Here is a 22,072-nt window from a genome sequence, read left to right as displayed (position 1 = left end):
TCGCATACTATTAAGAGCTGGGATTGCGGCATTTGCCGCCCCCCGCAGCCCTTCATCCAGCATTGGACCGGGCGCGCTGTTAAATCAGATCCCTAAAACAACCCCAAAAGGACAAGGATGATGCGTAAACTTTTTGTGTGTTTTCTCTGTGCTCTCTTTGCGCTTCCCGCACTGGCCAAAAATCCCCAGGTTGAACTGAAAACTGACCTGGGCGTAATCCGGGTTGAGCTGTTCGCTAAAGAGGCTCCGGCCACAGTGGAGAATTTTCTCGCCTATACCGATAGCGGGTTTTATAACGGGATTATCTTTCATCGGGTCGTGCCCGGTTTTGTAGTACAGGCTGGCGGCTTCACTTTTGATTTCCAAAGGAAAGAAACCCGCGACGCAATTGTCAACGAATCCACCAATGGCTTACAGAATCTGCGTGGCACCCTGTCGATGGCGAGGACTAACGATCCAGATAGTGCAACCTCACAATTTTTTATCAACCTGGTGGACAACACCAGGCTCGATGCAAAAGAAGACCAGGCGGGCTATGCCGTATTTGGCAAGGTGATCGAAGGCATGGATGTAGTAGAAAAAATTGTGCGGGAGCCTCGTGGCCTATATCGAAAGCACCCGAGTGCACCCAACGTGCCTATCCGTATCCTCGACGCAAAAAGAATCGATGTCGGCGATAAAACTATCGCCAACAACACTAAGGGAGAATAAGCAGTGATAGCTCTCAGCGTAAATCTCAACAAAATTGCCCTCATTCGCAATTCCCGCGAGGGCAACTTTCCCGACGTTGTCGCCCACGGCAGGATCTGCCTAGATGCTGGCGCACAGGGAATTACTGTGCATCCGCGTCCGGATCAGCGCCATATCCGCCCTGGCGATGTACGCGAACTTGCAACTCTGTGCAGGGAACGACAGGGCATAGAGTTCAATGTTGAGGGCAACCCCTTCGCTACACATTTAGCGGACTATCCAGGCCTGGTGGAATTGGCACTGGAAACCAAGCCCGATCAGTGCACCCTGGTACCAGACAGCAATGACCAACTGACTTCAGACCACGGTTTCAATCTCAAGCTCGACGGCCCGCGCCTAGTGCCACAGATTGCGAAATTGAAGGGGGCAGGAATCCGCGTCAGTTTGTTTATGGACCCTGACCTGGAACAGATCAGCCTGGCCAGAGATATTGGCGCTGATCGTATTGAGCTTTATACCGGTCCTTACGCGGAAGCTGTTGCCAAACAGAGCCCGGATTTGGATAGTATTTTTGCCACCCACTGCGCCGCTGCCGAACACGCACGTCAGCTGGGCCTCGGTATTAATGCAGGCCACGACCTCAATCTCGTTAACTTGCATCGCTATCGTACCCTGCCGGGGCTACAGGAAGTCTCCATCGGCCACGCTCTCACGGTGGATGCCATAAGTATGGGGCTTGAGAATGCCGTAAAAGCCTACCTCGATTGCCTCGCCGGAAACTGATGCAGACACTTAACATTATTGGTGCTGGCCGCCTGGGGAAAACCCTCGGGCGCCTGTGGCAGCAAAAAGGACTGTTCCAACTTAAGTCCATCTTCAATCGCAGCTACGACAGTGCACTGGCAGCGGTTGAATTTATCGGTGCAGGCCAGGCTGCCGAGTCTATAGAATCCATGGCCGAAGCCGACTGCTGGCTGATTTCCTGCTCTGACGGTGACATTGCTGTGATTGCCCAGCGCCTCTCCGATAGACTTGCAGAGCGCAACGACGTTATCGCATTTCATTGCAGCGGAGCTCTCAGCTCGCAGGTTCTCGAAGTTCTGCGCCCCGCCTCTATCGCCAGTGCCCATCCGGTTCACAGTTTTGCCGAGCCCCTGCACTCCCTGGATACCCTCCCCGGCAGCAGTGTCGCACTGGAGGGAGACAGTCTTGCTGTCAGTGCTCTGGAAAATGCTTTCACCGCCCTCGGTTGCGAAATCCTTACCATTGAGGCTCAACACAAGTCCCTGTATCACGCTGGTTCAGTAATTGCCTGCAACTATCTCACCGCTCTGATTGACCTGAGTCTACGCAGCTTTGCCGCGGCGGGTATCGAGCGCAACAGCGCCCTCAAACTGCTTGAACCTATTGTCCTGCAGACCGCACAGAACAATATGTCCCTGGGCCCCGAAAAGTCCCTCACAGGTCCTATTGCCCGAGGTGACCTGGAGACAGTTGCCACTCAAGTGGAGAATCTTGCCTCTGTGGACCCACAATTGGCACTTCACTATCGCCAACTGGGACTCGCCTGTGTAGAGTTGGCGCGGCGCGGCCAGCTATCGGATGAGAGCGCGGCCAGTTTGATCGAATTATTGAGTGAGCCAATGCGGTGAAAGACTCCTCTGAGTACCTGAAAAAAAGAGCCTTCTACGACAGTCTTCTAACCATTTATGGGCGCAAGCCGGTTCTCGAAGCCCTGGAAGATCCCAGCCTACCGGTGCATAAACTACACCTGGCAAGCAGCAACCGGCGCGATCAACTAATCAGTCGTATGGAGGCGCTGGCCGAGGAGCGCCAGGTGGAAATTGTCCATTGGGACCGCAAGGGACTCTCACGAATCTCGAAGAATTCTCGCCAGGACCAGGGAGTGGCACTTGACCTGGCCCTCCCCCACTACAGCACCTGCGAAGGATTTCTTCAGCAGCGTCAAGGCGACAACAATAAAAAGCCCTACGAGCTGTTGGCACTCGATGGTATTACCAATCCACAGAACCTGGGCATGATTATTCGTTCCGCCTGTGCAGGCGGCATAGATGGCATAATCCTACCGCGCAAAGGCTGCGCACAGATTGACCCACTGGTGATCAAGGCCAGTACTGGCACCCTGTTTAAAACTCGCATTTTGCGCTGTGAAACACTGGCGAACACACTGGGAGAATTCCGCAAGGCGGGAGCCCGTGTCTGCGGCCTCTCCTCTCACGCGCAATTGACCCTGGCAGAGGTTACAGGTGAAGTCCCCACCATTTTTGTTCTCGGCAATGAAACACGCGGTGTCAGCGAGGCCGTATCGAAACAGTGTAATGAATTACTCCGCATCCCCATGCACAATGATGTCGAAAGCCTGAATGTAGCGGTTACCGCCGCCCTAATTAGCTTCCGCCACCAACTCTGAAGCTTCCCCGGGGGTTAAACAACTCCCGCTAAACTCTTTAACCCCCAATAAGCTCCCGCATTTGGGCACCTCTCCACGACAGCAGCTGCACTTTATCCACTAGCTACCTCTACTCACAGATTCTGTGGATATCTCTGTGATTAACTCTCAAGCGATCGGCGCAAAGGCCCATGGTTACGTCATTGTGACAATCTGAAGAAAAAATAACCAAAGCTGGAAACGTTCAAAAAATCAACGAGTTACGAATGAAAGTAAATCCTGCTTAAAAGATCCCCTAAGTAAATGACCGAAATAACAGGAAGAGACACGGCTGTGGAAAGTGGCACGCTTGGCGGGAAAAAAGTGGTGCAGGGGTGCCAAACACCCCTGCAAGCGGCGGGGAAGTAATTACTTATTTTATTCCCATTCAATAGTCGCTGGCGGCTTACTGGACACGTCGTAGGCTACGCGCGAGATATGCTCTATCTCATTGATAATGCGATTGGAAACCTTCTCAATCAGTTCGTAGGGCAAATGCGCCCAGCGCGCGGTCATAAAGTCCACGGTTTCCACTGCGCGAAGTGCCACCACATATTCGTAGCGACGACCATCCCCCACGACACCGACAGACTTCACCGGCAGGAATACCACAAACGCCTGGCTGGTTTTATGGTACCAATCGGCCTTGTGTAGCTCCTCGATAAAGATCGCATCTGCTTCGCGCAGGATATCAGCGTACTCCCTTTTTACTTCGCCAAGAATACGTACTCCCAAACCCGGTCCCGGGAAGGGATGGCGGTAGACCATATCGTAGGGCAGACCCAGCTCCAGGCCGATTTTGCGCACCTCATCCTTAAACAATTCGCGTAGAGGTTCTACCAGATCAAACTGCATATCTTCCGGCAGGCCACCCACATTGTGGTGAGACTTAATCACATGGGCTTTGCCCGTTTTGGCTGCGGCGGATTCAATCACATCCGGATAAATAGTACCCTGGGCCAGGAACTTCACATCCTGCAATTTGGAAGCTTCTCGATCGAAAATCTCGATAAAGGTATTACCGATAATTTTGCGCTTGGCTTCAGGCTCATCCACACCTGCCAGACGTGAGAGGAAATCCTCTTCCGCATCGGCTCGAACAACCCGTACGCCCATATTGTCGGCGAACATTTGCATCACCTGATCGCCCTCATTTTTGCGCAACAGGCCGTTGTCCACAAAAACACAGGTCAGCTGATCACCAATCGCCTTGTGCAGCAGTGCCGCCACAACAGAACTGTCGACACCCCCTGAAAGACCCAGTAATACCTTGCCATCGCCCACTTGTTCTCGCACTTTGGCGATGGAGTCCTCGATGATATTGGCCGGGGTCCAGAGCTTTTCACAACCGCAGATGTCGATAACAAAGTGTTCATAGATACGCATTCCCTGAAGGGTATGGGTCACTTCCGGGTGGAACTGCACACCAAAGAAGTTCTTTTCGGCGGAGTACATGCCGGCGATGGGGCAGGAATCGGTGGAAGCCAGAAGTTCAAAGCCTTCTGGCATCTGCACAACTTTATCGCCGTGGCTCATCCATACATCCAGCAGTGCCTCACCTTCATCGTTGAGATGATCTCTGATATCGCGCAGCAGATTCGAAGTGCCCTCTACTTTTACCTGGGCATAGCCAAACTCACGGACATCACTGCCCTGCACTGCGCCGCCCAGCTGGTGTGCCATGGTCTGCATGCCATAGCAAATCCCCAGTACCGGCACTCCCAAGCTGTAAACCACTTCTGGCGCGCGGGGAGAGCCCTCTTCCGGTACAGACTCGGGCCCACCGGCCAGGATAATACCTTTCGGGTTATATTCGCGGATCTCTTCTTCGCTCATGTCGAAGGCGCGAATTTCGGAAAAAACACCCAGCTCGCGCACACGGCGGGCGATCAACTGGGTGTACTGGGACCCAAAGTCGAGGATCAGAATTCGGCTGGAGTGGATATCTTGGCTCATGATTGACTCATTAACAGAATAAATAACGGCAAACGGACCTGAAAGGTCCGTTTGCGGCTTGGTACTGAAAGTTGTTCACCGGGAGGCTTAGCGTCCACCCACCGGGTAGTTGGGCGCTTCTTTGGTAATCTGTACATCATGCACATGGGACTCACCCATGCCGGCGGCAGTTACTCGCACAAACTCCGGACGGGTGCGCATGGTTTCAATATCCACACTACCTGTATAACCCATAGCTGAGCGCAGGCCGCCCAGCATCTGGTGCACTATGGCAGACAGAGGACCTTTGTAGGGGACGCGCCCTTCGATACCTTCCGGAACCAGTTTCTCTGCGCCCTTGCTGGCATCTTGGAAATAGCGGTCAGAAGATCCCTGGGTGCGCGCCATAGCGCCGAGAGAGCCCATGCCCCGATAGGATTTATAAGTACGTCCTTGATACAGTTCTACCTCACCCGGCGCCTCTTCGGTACCGGCAAACATGGAGCCCATCATTACAGAGGAAGCACCAGCGACAATCGCTTTGGAAATATCACCGGAGTAGCGGATACCGCCATCGGCAATCATAGGCACGCCTGTCCCTTTAAGTGCAGTGGAAACCTCGGCAATTGCCGTTACCTGGGGCACACCGATACCAGTCACGATTCGAGTGGTGCAAATAGAACCGGGCCCAATACCTACCTTCACTGCGTCCGCACCAGCTTCAACCAATGCACGAGCGGCTTCCCCTGTCGCAATATTGCCGCCGATGACATCCACTTGGGGGTGCATTTCTTTGATACGGCGTACACGATCAATCACGTTGAGGGAGTGGCCGTGGGCAGTATCGACTACCAACACATCCACACCAGCCTCTACAAGAGCTGCCACACGGTCATCAGTATCAGGGCTTGTACCGACAGATGCGCCGACACGTAGGCGACCATCGGAGTCCTTGCAGGAATTCGGATACTGCTCGGCCTTATTAAAGTCTTTAACGGTAATCAGACCACGCAACTCAAAGTCATCGTTCACAACGAGTACTTTCTCGATGCGGTGCTTGTGCAGCAATTCGCGCACATGATCTGAAGAGGCATCTTCGTGAGCAGTTACCAGACGCTCTTTCGGAGTCATCACACTGGCGACGCTAACATCCAGATCGGTAAGAAAGCGTACATCGCGGCTGGTTACGATACCAACCAGATTGCCTTTATCCATTACCGGAACACCGGAAATATTATGGTGGCTTGTCAGTGCGATCAGCTCGCGTACAGTGGCATCAGACTCAATAGTAATAGGATCTTTTACCACACCAGCTTCGAATTTTTTTACGGCTCGAACCGCAAGAGCCTGCTCTTCAATAGACATGCTCTTGTGGATAATACCAATACCACCTTCCTGAGCCAGGGCAATAGCCAGGCGTGCTTCCGTCACCGTATCCATAGCGGCGGATACAATGGGAATATTCAGGGTGATATTGCGGGAAAGCTGGGTTTTCAGGCTGACATCCTTGGCGGTAACCTCGGAAAAACCGGGCACAAGTAGGACGTCGTCAAAAGTGAGGGCTTCGCGCGCGATGCGCAGATTGGATTCAGACATTGTTGACACTCAAACCTCGAATAGGCGGGATTGGGTATCGGCGCGATTATACCTCTCAGCGCCCAAAGCGCAAATGTCAATTTGCAGAAAAGTGGTTTTCTCGAGTAAAGCCCTTTACCTGTAGGGGGGATACTGCAATATTGCTCCGCCAGTTATTCCCAGTGAGACCCAGATGCAATCCAGCTCCCCCAACCAAAAGCGCAGCGCCCTGTCTGTAAGCGAACTGAATCGCGAGGTGAAACACCTGCTGGAGAGCAACGTACCCCTATTGTGGATCAGCGGGGAGATATCCAATTTTACTGTGCCCAGCTCAGGCCATTGGTATTTCAGCCTTAAAGATGCACACGCACAGGTGCGTTGTGCCATGTTCCGCGGACGTAACCGCAATGTGGCCTTTCGCCCACAGAATGGTCGCGAAGTACTGATCCGCGCACGGGTAAGCCTCTATGAAGGACGCGGGGAATTCCAGCTCATTATCGAGCATATGGAAGAGGCCGGCTTCGGTGCACTGATGCGCCAGTTGGAGCAACTCAAAGCAAAGTTGCAGGCCGAGGGATTATTCGATCCATCACGTAAGCGCAACCTGCCCTACTTGCCCACCAATATTGGCATTATTACCTCACCAACCGGTGCCGCCGTTCGCGATATGATCCATGTATTAGGTCGCCGTTACCCAGCCGCGGAAATCGAGCTATGGCCGGTAGCTGTTCAGGGGCAGGGGGCGGCACAACAAATTGCCGCGGCAATTGAAAAAGCCGGTAGCAGTGGCCGCCATGAGCTGCTGATTGTGGGACGTGGAGGCGGCTCACTGGAGGACCTGTGGCCTTTTAACGAAGAAGTCGTAGCCAGGGCACTGGCTGCCTGCCCCATCCCCACAATTTCCGCAGTAGGCCACGAAACCGATACCACAATTTCAGACTTGGCCGCCGACTTGCGCGCTCCCACCCCTTCAGCCGCAGCGGAGATCGCCAGCGCAAATGCAGCGGAGTTATTTCAACGGCTCGAAAATAGCAGAGTTCGGTTATATCGCGCAATACAACACCAGATGCGCCACTTACAGCAACTGGTCATGTTGAAGCGCAACCGCCTGCGCCACCCTCGCGAGCAGTTACAGAATCGTGCCCAGCACCTGGACCACATTGAAATGCGCCTGTTTGCCGCCGGACAGCTGCAAACCCAGCAGCGTCGAGCCCAACTGGCCTCGGCCCAACGGTCATTTGTCCATTACCAACCAAAGCGTCATATTCAGGAGAAACGTGAAAAGCTGCAACAAGCAGAATCGAACCTGCAACGCGTTACTGAATTTCATTTGAAGCACAATAACGACAAACTCAACCTCCTGGCACAGTTACTTCACAATGTGAGTCCACTGGCGGTTCTACAACGGGGTTATGCTATCGCTATGGACACCAACGGCAGAGCCATTAAAGACAGCCGTACTCTGGAAGCAGACCAGGAGGTCAATATTAAACTGGCCCGCGGGAACTTTTCTGCAAGGGTGGAAAGTATTGGGGACTAAAGTCCAGAATAGAAAAGCGCCCCAGGCACGACACTATAATCGTCCTGTAGAGAGCTTATGGAGCGATCTATGGGATCTGCTAACAGTGCAGTCAGACCCACCTGTTGGGCTGTGATTTTCCTCTCAATACTTGTATTGGCCATTGCCGCATCATGTAGTAAAGAGGGAAAAGAAAGCGACCTTGCCAGCCCGGCAGGGGTTGCTACGAGCCAAGAAAACATACAGCCTGAAAACGTCACTCCCCCTGTTATCCCCGCCAAAGAGCAGCAGGTCAATTACATTGAAACCGGTGATCTGCGTGAAATAAAAAAACACGGCACTATCCGCTTTGTAAACCTGACCGGTGCATCTGAAAATATGCTGCCCCGGGATAGCGTGGTCAGCCTTCGCCACTTTGAATTGGCAAATAAACTGGCCGACAAGCTAAAACTGGAAGCCAAATGGATCAAGGCGGAAACCCCTGACGATGCCATTAAAATGCTCCTCGCCGGAGAGGCAGATATCATCGCCTATGATCTGACAGTCACCGATTCCCGTGAAGAGCAAATTGACTTTAGCGTACCTATTCGCCAGGCCCGGCGACAACTGGTAACCGGCGCCTCAGGACCAGATATCACCGAACCGAGCAAATTAAATAATGTCGAGCTTATTGTCCCTAAAGGTTCCGCCAATGTAGAGACTGCTCAGCAGCTAATCGCGGAATTTCCGGATGCCAACCTGAGCATGAGGGAATATAAAATCCACGGTAACCGCGATGGTCTTGTAGATAAGATGAACGAGGAAAATAACTGGGTGGCAGTTCTCGAGGATTATTCAGCACAAGACCTGCGTAATTACCGCGACGACTTACGCCTTGGTGCTTATGTAAGCGAACCCCAGAACATTGCCTGGGGAATGCGTAAAACCTCCAGGCGCCTGCAGTCCACTGTAGATAATTTTCTCACCCGTAATTTGGTGAAAGCGCAAGAAGAGCGAATCACTGACTGGAAAGGTATTAAAAAATCAGGAGTAATCCGCCTGCTCACCTACAATGGCCCCACCACCTATTTCCTGTGGAAGGGGTTGTTGATGGGCTTTGACTACGATCTAGCTAAGGCTTTTGCAGACAAACACAAACTCCAATTGCAGGTTATCGTGGTGCCCTATGAGGAAAACCTGGCAGATTGGCTCAGAGCAGGTCGCGGTGATTTTGCCGGAGCGGAAATGAATATTACATCAGCGGTAGAAAAACAGGGAATGGTATTTACCAAACCTGTCGTTGAATCTACTGAGCAAGTAGTGAGTGGTAGGGGAACTCCGCCCATCAAACAAATTCAGGATTTAAACGGGCGCAAACTCACCTTACGTGCTTATTCTTCATTTATTGAAACAGCAAAAACACTACAAAATGCGGGCATCGACGTGGATATACGGGTGGCACCACCGGATATTTCCCAGTCTCAGATATTTTCGATGATTGCGGAGGGCTTGGTGGATGCCACTATCGCCCACTCCGGTCGCGCAAAAATTGAAGCATCAGTTCAACCGAACTTAGTGCTAGGCACAGTACTAGGCGATCCAACACCAGAGGGCTGGCTGGTTCTGCGTCAAAACTGGCACTTGCTGCAAAATCTTAATAAGTTCCTGACAAGTTACCGAAAAACCGATAAATACAAAAAGCAATACGCAGCATATTTCGAGCCAAATAAACGTTTTATGCAAAGAGTAAGCACCCGGGTTATCCCGGGGGAAAACTTATCTCCCTACGATGACTTGGTTAAAGAATCCGCCTTTAAATACGATTTTGACTGGCGCATGATCGTCGCCCAAATGTGGCAAGAAAGTAACTTTAATCCCAAAGCGGTATCCCCAGTTGGCGCACAGGGCCTGATGCAGGTGATGCCAGCAACCGCAGAAGAAATGGGATTCCCCCCACCACTGTTTGAGCCAGAGCGTGGTATCAAAGCGGGCGTAAAATATATGGACTGGGTAAGAGACAGATTTAATCCCGCCCTGCCCACGGTGAACAAACTGTGGTTCACCCTCGCTTCCTACAACGCAGGTTACGGGCATCTACTCGATGCGCAACGGCTTGCCGAACAGCTGGGGCTGGACCCAAATGTCTGGTTCGACAACGTCGAGGTGGCCATGCTGAAACTGGCCCAACCCCAGTACTTTAAACGGGCGCGTTACGGTTATGTGCGAGGCTCCGAACCGGTACAGTATGTGCGCAATATCAGCAACCTCTACAAGGCTTATGTAGAGATGATGAGTGATGATGTATCCATGCGGCCATCAACGCAGCAAACACCCGACAGGTTTTGCTCTCCAAGCAACACACCCGAAGGGATGATTGTTCAGGTCTCCCCTCCCCCATCACAATGAGTAAAAGGAAACCGTATAAAAAAGCGCGTTAAAGCGTTAATACAATTTTTCCAATAACTTTACCGGACTCCAATAAACGATGCGCTTCAGCTACCTGCTCGAGAGGGAATTGAGCTGCAATTTGCGGGCGAATTTTTTCTGCTTCAATTAACGGCCAAACTTTGGTTTCGAGCGAATAGGCAATATCCGCTTTCACCTCAGCGGTGCGGGCTCTCAGTGTAGAACCTGTCAGTGTGAGGCGCTTAAGCATTACCGGCAGCATATTGACCTCAACTTTAGAACCTTTGAGGAAGGCAATATTTACAATCCGGCCGTCATGGGCTGCCATACGAATATTACGCTCTATATATTCCCCTCCGACCATATCCAGGATGACATCGGCACCATGGCCTGCCGTAGCTTCGCGCACTACCGCCACGAAGTCTTCTTCGTGATAATTAATTGCCCTCTCGGCACCGAGCCTCTCACAAGCCTCACATTTTTCGGTAGAGCCGGCAGTAGCAAAAACCCTGGAACCCAAGTGATGTGCCAGCTGAATAGCGGTGGTACCAATCCCGGAAGAGCCGCCATGCACCAACAAAATTTCACCGCTCTGTAACTTTGCCCTGTCGAATACATTGCTCCATACAGTAAAGAAAGTCTCAGGCAGGGCCGCCGCTTCAACCTCGGTCAAACCGGCAGGAATGGGTAAACATTGCCCCTCCGGAACTGCTACGAACTCCGCATAACCACCGCCATTAGTCAGAGCACAAACTTTATCGCCCAACTTCCAGCGCTTGACTTCATCCCCCACGGCAACCACTTCTCCAGCCACTTCCAGGCCAAGGATTGAAGAAGCTCCCGCTGGAGCCGGGTAAAGACCATTGCGCTGAACAATATCAGGCCGGTTCACCCCCGCGGCAGAAATCTTCACCAACACTTCATCTGCGGCCGGAATTGGCGTAGGCAGGTCTGCGACCTGCATTTTCTCTGGGCCACCATACTCCGGCAGATCAATTGCGCGCATGTTCACTCCTTCAACAGGGGTTATTCTTAAAATTGCCCTAAGGCTGTCTCAACTTTTTTAAAATGGGGCAGTATGAGAATCTATCAAGGCACCAGCCCAAAAGTCCTGCTTCTTTAATCAGGGAGTAAAACAGTCTATAAGCTGCAAACCAGAAGCGGCCAGGAAATCTCCCAAGAAGTTTCTAGAACTCCCCAAAAGACTGCCTGGCCGCTATTCACCATTTCGGCGAAAACGATTTACCTAACTGAGAGTAAGGGTCAATAAACTATGGCAACTTAGAACTCGTAGAGAAGCTCCAGCCCCATAACACGCCCTTTATTGAGCGGAGTAAAGCTCGCACCAACCCCTCCCATAATAGGCGGCAGCTGAGTATTGTTACCCTCTGTCACTTCATCCAGCATATTCTTACCAAACATGGAGACAGTGAAACTGCCACTATCCGGTGTATAGCCAATACTGAAGTCCAGCATATCGACTTCGGACAACATTCCGCGATTATCATCGGTATAAGGCGCCGCATCCCGATGATTAAAATTAATGCGGGAGGTCAAACTACCATAGGCGCCTAACTGCAGATCATGGACAAATCCGACACCATATGTCCATGGAGCTAGGCGAGGAATCTCAAGACCAAGGTCAGTGCCATCTACAACACCATCCCCATTGAGATCTCCCAGTACTTTGTCGTAGTCACCATCCACGTAGCCGACATTAAAAGTAAACAGCAGGTTCTCAGTTAGAACCGCCATGGCCTCCAACTCAGCTCCCCGAATAGTGGCATCGGCGGTGTTACGGATTATCTGTGCAACACCAGTGAATGGATCAGGCAGGTTTTCCTCCCTCTGCATATCATCAATGGTGTTATGGAAAACCGCCATATTGGTCCGCAAACGTCCATCCAGCCAATCTACCTTGGCACCAATCTCAAAGCTACTTTGCTCTTCCTGATCAGTTACCTGAGGGGTATAGGGCCTACCGGTACTCGGATTAATACCTGCGTTGCGGAAGTTGTAACCACCACTGCGGAAGCCCTTGGTCCAGAACGTATACAGCTGGGTATCTTCAGATACAGTCCACTGCAGTCCAACCTTTGGCGTAAAGGCATTCCAGCTCTGGCTGTCCTCAAAGTCATAGGCCGCACAACCATCCAGAGTGCAGAAATTCAATGGAATTGAGGCAATTTTTGCATCTTTTTCTTCGCTCGAATAGCGTCCGCCCAAGGTCAGTACCCAGGCTTCATTCAGATCAATATCTGCCTGTGCAAAGATGCCATAGGTACTGTGATCCTGCTCTCCTCCCCCCGTTATACTAGTTTGCCCAAACTCTAACAGCCTGTTTTCAAGATAAGTTATATCCTGACTGAACCAGTACACTCCGGTGGTCAGGGCCGTGCGACCAAAACGCCCAGCATAGCGAAGCTCATTACTAAGCTGGCTCTGGTCCACACTGGAATCTGCATGGAAAAGAGTAACCGGTAGTGAATCAATATCGCCAATACCACGGGCCTCGTACTCACGCCAGGCGAGTATATTGGTGATGGTGCCATCGCCAAAGGCTACATCTTTATTGAACTCGGTAATTATCTGGCTCCACTCATCTTTCTGGTAGCCCTCTTCATCCTGAGCTACTTCAAATGAATCTTTGCCGTTATCCCAATCATCCACGCCAAATGCTGCAGCAAATATGGGCGCACTTGGTGCGAACTGCGGCCCCTCCAAAGTCTGAACCATGGTCGATTCGTAGCCGCGGTTTTGCGCCACCACGCCATCGGAATCCATGCGGCCGTGCTCCATGCGCACCAGTAACTCCGCGGTCTCGTCCAACTGGATACTAAAGCTTGGACGAATAAACCAACTGTCGGAGGCTCCGGCATTATCATTGCCTGTTGCCACATTCTCGAACCAGCCCCGGTCATCATTGTAATAAACAGTCAGGCGACCATTGACCGAATCCGCGATAGCTCCATTGATGGAACCTGCAGTTACTGTATCCAGGTTATCTGTAACCGAGACCTTGACTCGGGAAGAAAATTCTTCTGTTGGGCGTGCGGTCTTTATTACCACAGCACCACCGGTGACATTACGACCAAATAACAACCCCTGCGGGCCTCGTAAAACCTCAATACCTTCCAGGTCAAACAGGTCAGTAACAACACCCGCATTAACCCCCAGGTACATTCCATCAACAAAAACCCCAACAGTGGGGTCAATAGATGGAATGGAGCTGTTAATTCCAAGCCCACGCACAGTAAAGTTCGCGGTATTTTTGACGGTGCCCACATCCTCCAGTTGAACATTGGGCATTTTGAATGAAAGGCTTTGCAGATCTTTAGTATGCAAGGCCTCCAGCTGATCGCCGGAGTAGGCAGTTGCCGCTACCGGAACCTCCTGCAATATCTCCGCATCGGCGCGTTTACGTGCGGTGACTTGCACCTCTTCCATAAGAGTACTAACCGAACCCTCAGCGGCAAAACTAGGGATTGCACCACTGGCTAACCAAAGAGTTGCTACTGAACAGGCGGAAAGCAGAGCAGTATGCTGCTTGAGTCTTGACGGACTTCCCATGTTTTCTCTCCATTGTTTTATTTTTTTTATCTACAACAACGGACTTATCGCAATCGGTACTACCTGGCCCCGCCGCTCTACTCTCTTATGAGATTCCGACTTTAACGGAGCTCCGATCTAAGACCGTGCTGATAAAGAGACACAGAATTTGCATGATTTCTGTGACGCAGACAGGTTACAGGCTCATACCCCTGGGTGGAAGTCTATTTATCGTGGATAACGATAAAAATAACTCAATAAGTCTGGAAAGTTCGCTTTCAACAGAAAAATAAAAAAGTAACGGATATAAAAATTGCAAAACGCACTGTTTGAGTGCAAAAAATTCTGTCTTGGGCTGCTAGCAGTCTTTTATAAATCGCACCCTCGATCGACCCTCTATTAATAAAAATAGTAATAATCTGACATCCATTGAAAATGCCAAAATAAAACAGCTCGCAATATGCACAGAAAACAATATCCATTGCCGCAGCGGATTAAAACCAATTGGACAGACTAATTAGTCATATATTTAATTTACTTACCCTAAATAGAGAAAAGTTAAAAACTGGTACTTGTAGATATTTAACTAATACCCAAAATTCATCGAGACTTATCTTGATTTGCCAAAGAATGTTAAGTACTGACCACTAAGTCCGGTTGTACTTTTGTAAATTTTATAAAGATTTTTTTGGATAATTAGTGTGTTGATGAATCAGCATCGTCCACTTGCGCAATGATCTTGTGCATTTCGTTCCCATCCAGAGTTTCATTTTCCAATAGAGCCTCCGCAAGTGCGTCCAATTGCCTGCGATGTTTCCTCAAAAGTTGCTCGACCTCTCGTTCTATGCCACTCACTAGAGCAATAATTTCATCATCGATAATTTCTGAAGTATGCTCACTAAAATCCTTTTGCTGGGCCATCTCCTTGCCCAGGAATATATGTTCTTCTCCACGGCGAAAGGCCACCGGCCCCAATTTGTCACTCATTCCCCAGTGAGTAACCATATGGCGGGCCAGGCGCGTAGCCTGCTTCAAGTCCGATTCTGCTCCAGTGCTGACCTCACCAAAAACCACACGCTCAGCCAGCCTCCCCCCCAGCATTACGCCGATGCGATCCTTCAGGTAACTGGTTCGCATATTGTGGTGCTCCTCAGCAGGAATTTGTTCCGTTGCCCCAAGACTATGCCCGCGGGGGATGATGGTGGCCTTTTCCAGGGGATCAGCATTGGGTAGCAGGCTAGCTACCAGTGCATGACCGGCTTCATGGTAGGCAACTGTTCTCTTATCATTTTCTCCCATCACCATTTCCCGCTCGCCACCGAGCACTACTTTATCCCTGGCACGTAACAGACAATCCATGTCCACCGTTGACTTATTTTCCCTGCCAGCCAATAGGGCGGCCTCATTGATTAGGTTTTCCAGGTCTGCTCCGGCAAAGCCCGCAGTCAGTGCAGCCAGGTGCTCCAAATCAACATCTTTATCAAGGGGAACTTCCCGCGAGTGAATTTGCAGTATCTCCTCCCGAGCCACTTTATCCGGCAAGTCCAGGGTAATCTTGCGGTCGAATCGCCCTGGGCGCAGGAGCGCGGCATCCAACACGTCTGGCCGGTTGGTGGCTGCGACCACAACTACCGCTTCCTGGGGATCGAAGCCATCCATTTCTCCCAGTATCTGATTAAGGGTTTGTTCGCGCTCATCGTGCCCACCGCCAAGACCGGTCCCCCGTGCGCGCCCGACAGAGTCAATCTCATCAATAAAGATAATCGCGGGTGCCTCCTTCTTTGCATCGGCAAACATATCCCTCACCCGCGATGCGCCGACACCAACAAACATCTCGATAAATTCTGAACCGCTGATACTGAAAAATGGAGCCTCACTTTCCCCCGCCAAGGCTTTGGCCATTAATGTCTTACCTGTGCCTGGAGGACCCATCAGGAGTATGCCTTTGGGAATCTTCGCCCCAAGCTTGCGATAATGCTCCGGGTCTTTGAGGTAACCGGCTATTTCCTGTAGATCTTTCTTGGCATTACTTAGACCCGCCACATCGTCAAAGGTCACTTGGGACTCACTGCGTTCATAGCGTTTAGCCGGAGAGCGTGCAAAGCCGAAAGGACTTCCAGGTGCAGCGCCACTCATACGCTCCTGCATACGACGCCCTAACCAGATAAGTAGGCCAATTATTAAGATCCAGGGAAGAAGAAGAATAAGCAAGCGTTGTAAAATACCTCCCTGGGACGACTCCGCCTGGATTTCAACTTTCTGCTTTTCCAATAACGGAAGTAATTCAGGGTCCTGTACCGAGGGTATGGTAGTAATAAAACGCTGGGGCTCGCGAGGCTCCCCCTTCCTGCCTTGTTCAAGCTTTGCCTTGTTAGTGGGTTCTTTGAAAGTTCCAATAATTCGTTCGCCCTCAAAAACCACAGTCGCAACCTTGCCCTCACTGACTGACTTCTTAAATTCACTGTAAGCAAGGGGCTCCTTAGGACTACCGAAGCGACCATTGGAGCAATATTGAAAGGTCATAATGACCAGAAAGATCAGGACCAAGTACTGCAACCAACTTAGAGGACTCTGTTGGAGGGGTTTACTTGAGAGAGGGGATTGCGGGTCCTCTGGCGGCAGCTTTTGCCCTTTATCCTGGTCGTCTGCCATTGCCATAGGATCTCACTAAATCTGGGACGGACAACTTCCTAAACTGAAGCAACCACCATAGTCTGGAGCACTAAGTATAGTTCCCCGCCAGCAAAGGCGGATGTAAGTACCCTCCCCCGCAAGTCCAAAGATTGTTACTTACAGGCGTCGGAGCAACTATTTTTAAAATAGGGCTTGCAAACTCCCTAACCACGCGGCAGAATGCGCGCCCTATCGATCTTCGAAGTCACTTCCTAGAGAGCGAAGAAGTTCGGTAAGCTGCGGATTTTTAAAGAGTTTTCCTTAAAAATTAGTTGACTTAACAGGATCAACTGACTATAGTTCGCAACCACAACGCGCTCGTAGCTCAGCTGGATAGAGTACCTGGCTACGAACCAGGCGGTCGGAGGTTCGAATCCTCCCGAGCGCGCCATACAAGAGGGCTTATATCGCAAGATATAAGCCCTTTTTCTTTTCTCTGATGCTGCATCCAAGCCCAAGTAAGCGCTCGCCTCCCCAACCTTTCCTATTGAGTTCAGTGCCTAGCACTAAAAACCCAGCACGAAGCTATCGTATAAAGTCACAGAATTTATAATGAGACCACCCATTAACGTAGAGACCTGTAGCTGCAAATAGCAATGGCAAATATCAGAAACATCGACCTAAACCTACTCAGGGCCTTTGATACTCTGATGGACGAACGCAATGTATCCCGCGTGGCTGAGCGGTTATCCGTTACCCAGCCAGCCGTTAGCGGCATGCTCACCAGATTGCGCAACAGCCTCAATGACCCTCTCTTTACTCGTTCGCAACATGGCATCAACCCCACCCCTCGGGCACTGGAACTGGCAGATCCGGTTAAGAAAATTCTAAGTGAAATAGAGAGCATCCTGGCGCCTACAACTTTTGACCCAAAAGGGAGCACCATGGCGTTTTCCATTGCGGCCACCGACTACGCACTAAAGGCAGTCGTCACACCACTAATCTACGCCCTACAGGAAGAAGCTCCAGATATTCAAATCTCAATCCAGCCAATAAATGATGTGCAACTGTTTGCCCTAATGGAGCGGGGTCAGCTGGACTTGGCAATCACTACGCCCGATGCCGCGCATAAGGAGCTACGGGCAAAAACACTATTCGAGGAAAGCTATATCTGCATTATGGCAGACGGTCACCCAATGGCCGGCAAAAAACTGACTGTAGGTAATTTCTGTAGCATGAAACATGGAATAGTTTCCTTTTCCGGCAACGCTTTCCACGGAGTTACCGACACTGTTCTGGATTCCCTGGGCAGACACCGACACGTTTCGATCTCTGTCCCCAATTTTTTATCTTTGATAGAAGTCCTGAAAAACTGTGAACTATGTGCAGTAGTTCCAAGGAAACTCATAATCGGCATTGATGGTCTTGCAACAGCTGAACTGCCATTTGATATTCCAGGATTCAGCAAAATAATGGCCTGGCATGAACGTACCCACTATAGCCCTGCACATATTTGGATCAGGGAAAAAGTTAATCAATTATGTAGTGAGGAGTCTTAGTTAACAATAATGTTCAGGGTAAGAGTTCGGGTTGACCACAATCTCGCTACTTGTCTGCTTTGACCCGTACTGACAATCCACTCGCCCATAAAAAGTGCGCTATAAAAGAGTCAATTTAAAGATTGATGTCAGGGTTAATAGGAGAGCTACAGAAAATGACCAATCCCGCACCAGGATTTAAAGAGAACCCCTACCACAAAGTAGAGATTTCACCACTAAATAGAAAGGTGCAAATACACTCTCAGGGGGTAACAATAGCATCGACAGATAAAGCACTCTCTGTAAAAGAATCCGGCCTACCTGAAGTCTTTTATATTCCATTTGACGACGTAAAACAGAAAATGCTAATAGAAAGCAAAACTACCAGCTACTGCCCATTTAAAGGCCAAGCCAGCTACTGGTCAATTCAGGTTGATAGTAACAACATTAGCGATGCTGCTTGGCAATATAAAGATCCGTATGATGAATGCCGTTTCCTTAAAGGGCATATCGCTTTTTATTCCAGCAAAGTAGACATAATTTAAAACTAACAGCCACAAACGGATAAACAAATGAGAAAATTTGAAACTATTTTCATAACAAGATAAAAAGTAGTATTAACCTAAAAAAGACCGGGATGATCCCGGCCCTTCATGTATATATTACCAGTAAAAAGTAATTTGGCCTGTCAATTACTTACAGATATCCTGCTTCTGCACCACATCGTACTTTTTCAATAACTCCTTGTAGCGGCTAGTACGACACAACTCTGCCAATCCACGATTAAAATCATCTCGTACCTTTTGATCTCGGAACCCCACACGGAAATCTGTCATTAGGGGAAAAATCTGGAAAAGGTTGACCTGATCCATTTTGTGCCCCATTTTATTACTGAAAAACTTAAACAGCTCCATATCCACAACCGCCACCACATCTTTCATTTTCCAAAACTGTGCAACCAGGTCGGGGGCAGTTGGCGCCTGAATAATATTCTGACGTTGCGTTCCGTTCGGACCATACATATTTTTAAACTCAGGCCCCAAATCCATTGGAGCACCTTGCCAGGTAATTACCTTCTTACCAGCAAGGTCCGCAATGCTGTCAATCTTCATTTTATCGCTGGCTTTGGTAATGGCGTAATTGGCAAAGCTGATCATATTGTTGGAATAAAAAAGATCATCGTCTTTTTTCATCACATTGACCGCCGCCTGTACTTTGCCCTGCTCCAGAGCCGGAGCGGTTTCCGCAAACCCCATCTGGACAAATTCCAAGGAGTATCCCGGAAGTGCCTCCCGCACAATATCTATTTCCAGGCCACTGGTAGCATTATTGATCACATAAGGCGGAGCATCGCCGGCAATCGCCACTTTCAGAGGCGTACCGCCCGACTGGGCTACCGCTTGGAGCAGGACACCGAATATCAATATGGGAGCAGCAATTAGGGAACGCATACGCATAAATATCTCCACAGTGATAGAAAAATCACCCTGACGTCATAAGTGTTGGCACCTTAAGGCCATTTTTCAAGTCGCTGCAATCAACTAAATGGTAAAACTTTAATAACCAAGAGGCTTGAAAGAAGCGCCTAACTCCCCAATTCTGAAATTATTGAAACAGAAACCGAAAAACAGATAGAAATCACCTGAATCTTAACCAAAGGTCTATTTCTCAGGCAGACTGTAAGGTCAAACTTGCAAAGTGTATGAGTTGGGATACCCAATAATTGCAAGAAAATCCACGAGGTTAAATCCAGAAAGGGAACTGCGGAATGATGTCCGATATAGAGCTGTTGATTGAGTACGAAACCGCCTTACACTGTGCAGGAATCCGTAGAAATCGGACAATAGTGGAGAAGCTATTAAACCCAGCTTTTTATGAGGTAGGGAAGTCTGGGAGCAGTTTTGACCTCAACTCGATAATTACACTGATGCAATCCAAAGAAAGTAGCGAGGGGGAAATCCACAGCCAGGATTACCACTGTACAGCACTCTCTGAATCTGTACGACTGCTACTTTATCGCAGCGCTCACCGCCATCAACAGGGTAACTATTCAGACTTCTGCAAGCGTTCCTCTATTTGGGTACTCAATAATGATCAATGGCAAATGATTTACCATCAAGGCACTCGTTGTGAAGCTTTTGAAATTGGCGAGAATATCTCCACCAAACGGTCAGCAATAAATCTATGAGTGCTTTTATCATTGTTATCCTGCTCGCCCTAGCAGTTTGGTTTGTGCCCCACTTCTATCGCCGCTGGCGTATCAGACACCGTCGCTCACAAGCACTCACTCCGGAACAATTGCAGCTGGTTCGTGAGATGCTCCCCCTATATCGCTACCTAAATGCCGACCAGCAACAAGAACTGCGTGGTAATATTGCACTCTTTCTACACGATAAGGAATTTGTCGGTTGTGATGGCCTGCAGGTTACCGAGCAAATGAGAGTTGCAATCGCCGCTCATGCCTGCCTGCTGCTGCTAGGGCGTAAGAATGAATGCTACCCTAACTTGTACAGTTTACTGCTTTATCCGGATACCTATGTCGCTCACGAGACCCGCAGGGAAGGCTTTATAGAAACAGCCAAGCGCAGTGCTCGGGAAGGCGAGGCCCACTACCGAGGACCAGTTGTACTTTCCTGGGGAGACCTGGAAGAAGACTTGCAATTTCCTCAACGAGGACACAATGTTGCTCTGCATGAATTCGCCCACAAGGTAGATGAGGAAGATGGTTTCTTTGATGGTCGCCCTCTATTTGAAAAAGTAGACGAAGGGGCCAACTGGGCCGAGGTAATGAGCCGGGAGTTTCATCGCCTCCAGCAAAGAGCCGAGTATGGCCAAATCCCGGGAGATACCCCCTCTGTGCTGGATTTATACGGCGCTCAATCTCCAGCCGAATTTTTTGCGGTAGCAACTGAAAGCTTCTACACGGTTCCCATCGCCATGAGGGCGTTACACCCTGAACTTTACGCAGAACTAAGCCGGTTCTACCGGCTGGATCCCGCCTTTCTTCTTAGTGGAAAAAGTGCAGTGACTCCAGGCTTATAAACCCCTAGAAAGCCACCTAGAAGCACAATAGAAACTGAACATGTAAATATTTAGAGTATTTACTTACTTATAGTCAAAACTTCCGCAACGACTACTTATACACACTTTTTCCTGTTAATGTGAAGCTAATTTCTTCCAGTATTAAAAAAGAGAGAAGAGATTATTTACGACTAACAAGGATGGAAAATCTACTACCCAGTGCTCCAGCCCAGTGCTTCAGAAAGTACCGAGAATAGATCCATATCTGTATTATTTATAGGGAAAAATCATAGTGAGTGAATACGCAGAATTTACTGACGAGAACTTTAGGCTTCTAGTTTTGGAAAAACTGATGTATTTCCATAAAGTCATCCAACCAGAATTTAATGTTTTCGAGTTTGCTGCCAATCATCTAGGGAGAACAATAGATATAGAGGAAGAAGGTTATGACCCGATCCATGAAGTGCAAGATTATTTTCGAAGAATAGAAATAAAGAAAGAGTGGCTCACAGATATCACAGAACTTCGTCAGGAAGGCAGTTACCCTATCTGGACTCAAATCATTCCATTTTGGTGCGGAACAACAGACGATTTTGACATACGCTCAACTGCAGATACGAATCTCCTACCTAACCTGAAAAAGCTTATCCTTTTTTACAATGAAGAAAATCCGGAAATTCTGGAGGAATTCAAAGCCAAAGGAATTGATGCAAAGTGGGTCTAAACAGAAACTAAGACAAATTACATAATAATTAGCGATGCATCACTGACCAAGGGAGCTGCAAGACAGGCCGAAAG

The 22,072-nt window shown here is 49.6% G+C and carries 17 protein-coding genes and 1 tRNA gene; 12 read left to right on the top strand and 6 right to left on the bottom strand.

The window, feature by feature from the left end:
- The first annotated feature begins 120 nt into the window (after positions 1-120).
- From ABWV76_RS15475 to rlmB, 4 genes are read left to right on the top strand one after another with little or no spacing between them, the layout of a single operon-like run.
- A complete protein-coding gene (locus ABWV76_RS15475) occupies positions 121-711 on the top strand; it encodes a peptidylprolyl isomerase (protein ID WP_157533499.1) in 591 nt (196 codons plus the stop codon).
- Positions 712-714: 3 nt separating this feature from the next.
- A complete protein-coding gene (locus tag ABWV76_RS15470) occupies positions 715-1,473 on the top strand; it encodes a pyridoxine 5'-phosphate synthase (RefSeq protein ID WP_353376515.1) in 759 nt (252 codons plus the stop codon).
- The gene (locus ABWV76_RS15465; RefSeq protein WP_353376514.1) at positions 1,473-2,342 is read left to right on the top strand and encodes a Rossmann-like and DUF2520 domain-containing protein; all 870 of its coding nucleotides are present in this window, start codon (positions 1,473-1,475) and stop codon (positions 2,340-2,342) included. The genes ABWV76_RS15470 and ABWV76_RS15465 overlap by 1 nt, the downstream gene beginning before the upstream one ends.
- Positions 2,339-3,121, top strand: a complete 783-nt coding sequence (gene rlmB / locus ABWV76_RS15460) for a 23S rRNA (guanosine(2251)-2'-O)-methyltransferase RlmB (RefSeq protein ID WP_020413556.1) — start codon at positions 2,339-2,341, stop codon at positions 3,119-3,121. The genes ABWV76_RS15465 and rlmB overlap by 4 nt, the downstream gene beginning before the upstream one ends.
- 396 nt (positions 3,122-3,517) lie before the next feature.
- On the opposite strand, the gene guaA is transcribed toward rlmB, so the two are convergent.
- A complete protein-coding gene (gene guaA, locus ABWV76_RS15455) occupies positions 3,518-5,095 on the bottom strand; it encodes a glutamine-hydrolyzing GMP synthase (RefSeq protein ID WP_020413557.1) in 1,578 nt (525 codons plus the stop codon).
- Positions 5,096-5,182: 87 nt separating this feature from the next.
- Positions 5,183-6,670 carry an IMP dehydrogenase gene (guaB, locus tag ABWV76_RS15450; RefSeq protein ID WP_020413558.1) on the bottom strand — a complete coding sequence of 496 codons (1,488 nt, stop codon included), beginning with the start codon at positions 6,668-6,670 and terminating at the stop codon, positions 5,183-5,185.
- 172 nt (positions 6,671-6,842) lie between these two features.
- Between guaB and xseA the strand changes: the two genes are divergently transcribed.
- Positions 6,843-8,189 carry an exodeoxyribonuclease VII large subunit gene (xseA, locus tag ABWV76_RS15445; protein ID WP_353376513.1) on the top strand — a complete coding sequence of 449 codons (1,347 nt, stop codon included), beginning with the start codon at positions 6,843-6,845 and terminating at the stop codon, positions 8,187-8,189.
- Positions 8,190-8,258: 69 nt separating this feature from the next.
- Complete coding sequence (locus ABWV76_RS15440; RefSeq protein WP_353376512.1) at positions 8,259-10,553, top strand: transporter substrate-binding domain-containing protein; 2,295 nt, start codon at positions 8,259-8,261, stop codon at positions 10,551-10,553.
- Positions 10,554-10,581: 28 nt separating this feature from the next.
- Here ABWV76_RS15440 and ABWV76_RS15435 read toward each other — a convergent pair whose 3' ends face one another.
- The 3 genes from ABWV76_RS15435 to ftsH form a co-directional block, all read right to left on the bottom strand.
- Positions 10,582-11,559 carry an NAD(P)H-quinone oxidoreductase gene (locus ABWV76_RS15435; protein WP_020413561.1) on the bottom strand — a complete coding sequence of 326 codons (978 nt, stop codon included), beginning with the start codon at positions 11,557-11,559 and terminating at the stop codon, positions 10,582-10,584.
- 275 nt (positions 11,560-11,834) lie between these two features.
- Positions 11,835-14,123, bottom strand: coding sequence for a TonB-dependent receptor (locus ABWV76_RS15430; RefSeq protein ID WP_353376511.1), 2,289 nt, complete (start codon positions 14,121-14,123; stop codon positions 11,835-11,837).
- Positions 14,124-14,798: 675 nt separating this feature from the next.
- Complete coding sequence (ftsH, locus tag ABWV76_RS15425; protein WP_353376510.1) at positions 14,799-16,760, bottom strand: ATP-dependent zinc metalloprotease FtsH; 1,962 nt, start codon at positions 16,758-16,760, stop codon at positions 14,799-14,801.
- A gap of 329 nt (positions 16,761-17,089) precedes the next feature.
- Between ftsH and ABWV76_RS15420 the strand changes: the two genes are divergently transcribed.
- The 3 genes from ABWV76_RS15420 to ABWV76_RS15410 all read left to right on the top strand — a co-directional run bounded on the left by ABWV76_RS15420 (position 17,090) and on the right by ABWV76_RS15410 (position 18,798).
- Positions 17,090-17,166 (top strand) — tRNA-Arg (locus tag ABWV76_RS15420).
- Positions 17,167-17,371: 205 nt separating this feature from the next.
- Positions 17,372-18,274: a LysR family transcriptional regulator gene (locus tag ABWV76_RS15415; protein WP_353376509.1), complete on the top strand. Its 903-nt coding sequence runs from the start codon at positions 17,372-17,374 to the stop codon at positions 18,272-18,274.
- A 155-nt stretch (positions 18,275-18,429) separates the two neighbouring features.
- Positions 18,430-18,798, top strand: coding sequence for a DUF427 domain-containing protein (locus ABWV76_RS15410; RefSeq protein WP_020413565.1), 369 nt, complete (start codon positions 18,430-18,432; stop codon positions 18,796-18,798).
- A 147-nt stretch (positions 18,799-18,945) separates the two neighbouring features.
- Here ABWV76_RS15410 and ABWV76_RS15405 read toward each other — a convergent pair whose 3' ends face one another.
- Positions 18,946-19,710: a substrate-binding periplasmic protein gene (locus ABWV76_RS15405; protein WP_282952818.1), complete on the bottom strand. Its 765-nt coding sequence runs from the start codon at positions 19,708-19,710 to the stop codon at positions 18,946-18,948.
- A gap of 311 nt (positions 19,711-20,021) precedes the next feature.
- Between ABWV76_RS15405 and ABWV76_RS15400 the strand changes: the two genes are divergently transcribed.
- The 3 genes from ABWV76_RS15400 (at position 20,022) to ABWV76_RS15390 (ending at position 21,998) form a co-directional block, all read left to right on the top strand.
- A complete protein-coding gene (locus ABWV76_RS15400) occupies positions 20,022-20,441 on the top strand; it encodes a nuclear transport factor 2 family protein (RefSeq protein ID WP_282952817.1) in 420 nt (139 codons plus the stop codon).
- Entirely contained in the window at positions 20,438-21,295 is an 858-nt protein-coding gene (locus ABWV76_RS15395) for a M90 family metallopeptidase (protein ID WP_282952816.1), read from the top strand. Before ABWV76_RS15400 ends, ABWV76_RS15395 begins: the two co-directional genes overlap by 4 nt.
- Before the next feature lie 271 nt (positions 21,296-21,566).
- Complete coding sequence (locus tag ABWV76_RS15390) at positions 21,567-21,998, top strand: DUF6892 domain-containing protein (protein ID WP_282952815.1); 432 nt, start codon at positions 21,567-21,569, stop codon at positions 21,996-21,998.
- The last annotated feature ends 74 nt before the right edge of the window (positions 21,999-22,072 follow it).

The sequence above is a fragment of the Microbulbifer sp. NBRC 101763 genome (genome assembly GCF_040371615.1).
GTDB classification, from domain to species: Bacteria; Pseudomonadota; Gammaproteobacteria; order Pseudomonadales; family Cellvibrionaceae; genus Microbulbifer; species Microbulbifer variabilis.
The sequence above is the reverse complement of the archived record's forward strand: the minus strand, read 5'-3'. Positions and strand labels throughout refer to the sequence as shown.

Coding starts and splice junctions, on each gene's coding strand:
- ABWV76_RS15395 (WP_282952816.1), top strand. CDS start 20,438: ATGAGTGCTTTTATCATTGTTATCCTGCTCGCCCTAGCAGTTTGGTTT.
- xseA (WP_353376513.1), top strand. CDS start 6,843: ATGCAATCCAGCTCCCCCAACCAAAAGCGCAGCGCCCTGTCTGTAAGC.
- ABWV76_RS15400 (WP_282952817.1), top strand. CDS start 20,022: ATGATGTCCGATATAGAGCTGTTGATTGAGTACGAAACCGCCTTACAC.
- ABWV76_RS15410 (WP_020413565.1), top strand. CDS start 18,430: ATGACCAATCCCGCACCAGGATTTAAAGAGAACCCCTACCACAAAGTA.
- ABWV76_RS15465 (WP_353376514.1), top strand. CDS start 1,473: ATGCAGACACTTAACATTATTGGTGCTGGCCGCCTGGGGAAAACCCTC.
- guaA (WP_020413557.1), bottom strand. CDS start 5,095: ATGAGCCAAGATATCCACTCCAGCCGAATTCTGATCCTCGACTTTGGG.
- ABWV76_RS15440 (WP_353376512.1), top strand. CDS start 8,259: ATGGGATCTGCTAACAGTGCAGTCAGACCCACCTGTTGGGCTGTGATT.
- guaB (WP_020413558.1), bottom strand. CDS start 6,670: ATGTCTGAATCCAATCTGCGCATCGCGCGCGAAGCCCTCACTTTTGAC.
- ABWV76_RS15405 (WP_282952818.1), bottom strand. CDS start 19,710: ATGCGTATGCGTTCCCTAATTGCTGCTCCCATATTGATATTCGGTGTC.
- ftsH (WP_353376510.1), bottom strand. CDS start 16,760: ATGGCAATGGCAGACGACCAGGATAAAGGGCAAAAGCTGCCGCCAGAG.
- ABWV76_RS15430 (WP_353376511.1), bottom strand. CDS start 14,123: ATGGGAAGTCCGTCAAGACTCAAGCAGCATACTGCTCTGCTTTCCGCC.
- ABWV76_RS15435 (WP_020413561.1), bottom strand. CDS start 11,559: ATGCGCGCAATTGATCTGCCGGAGTATGGTGGCCCAGAGAAAATGCAG.
- ABWV76_RS15475 (WP_157533499.1), top strand. CDS start 121: ATGCGTAAACTTTTTGTGTGTTTTCTCTGTGCTCTCTTTGCGCTTCCC.
- ABWV76_RS15415 (WP_353376509.1), top strand. CDS start 17,372: ATGGCAAATATCAGAAACATCGACCTAAACCTACTCAGGGCCTTTGAT.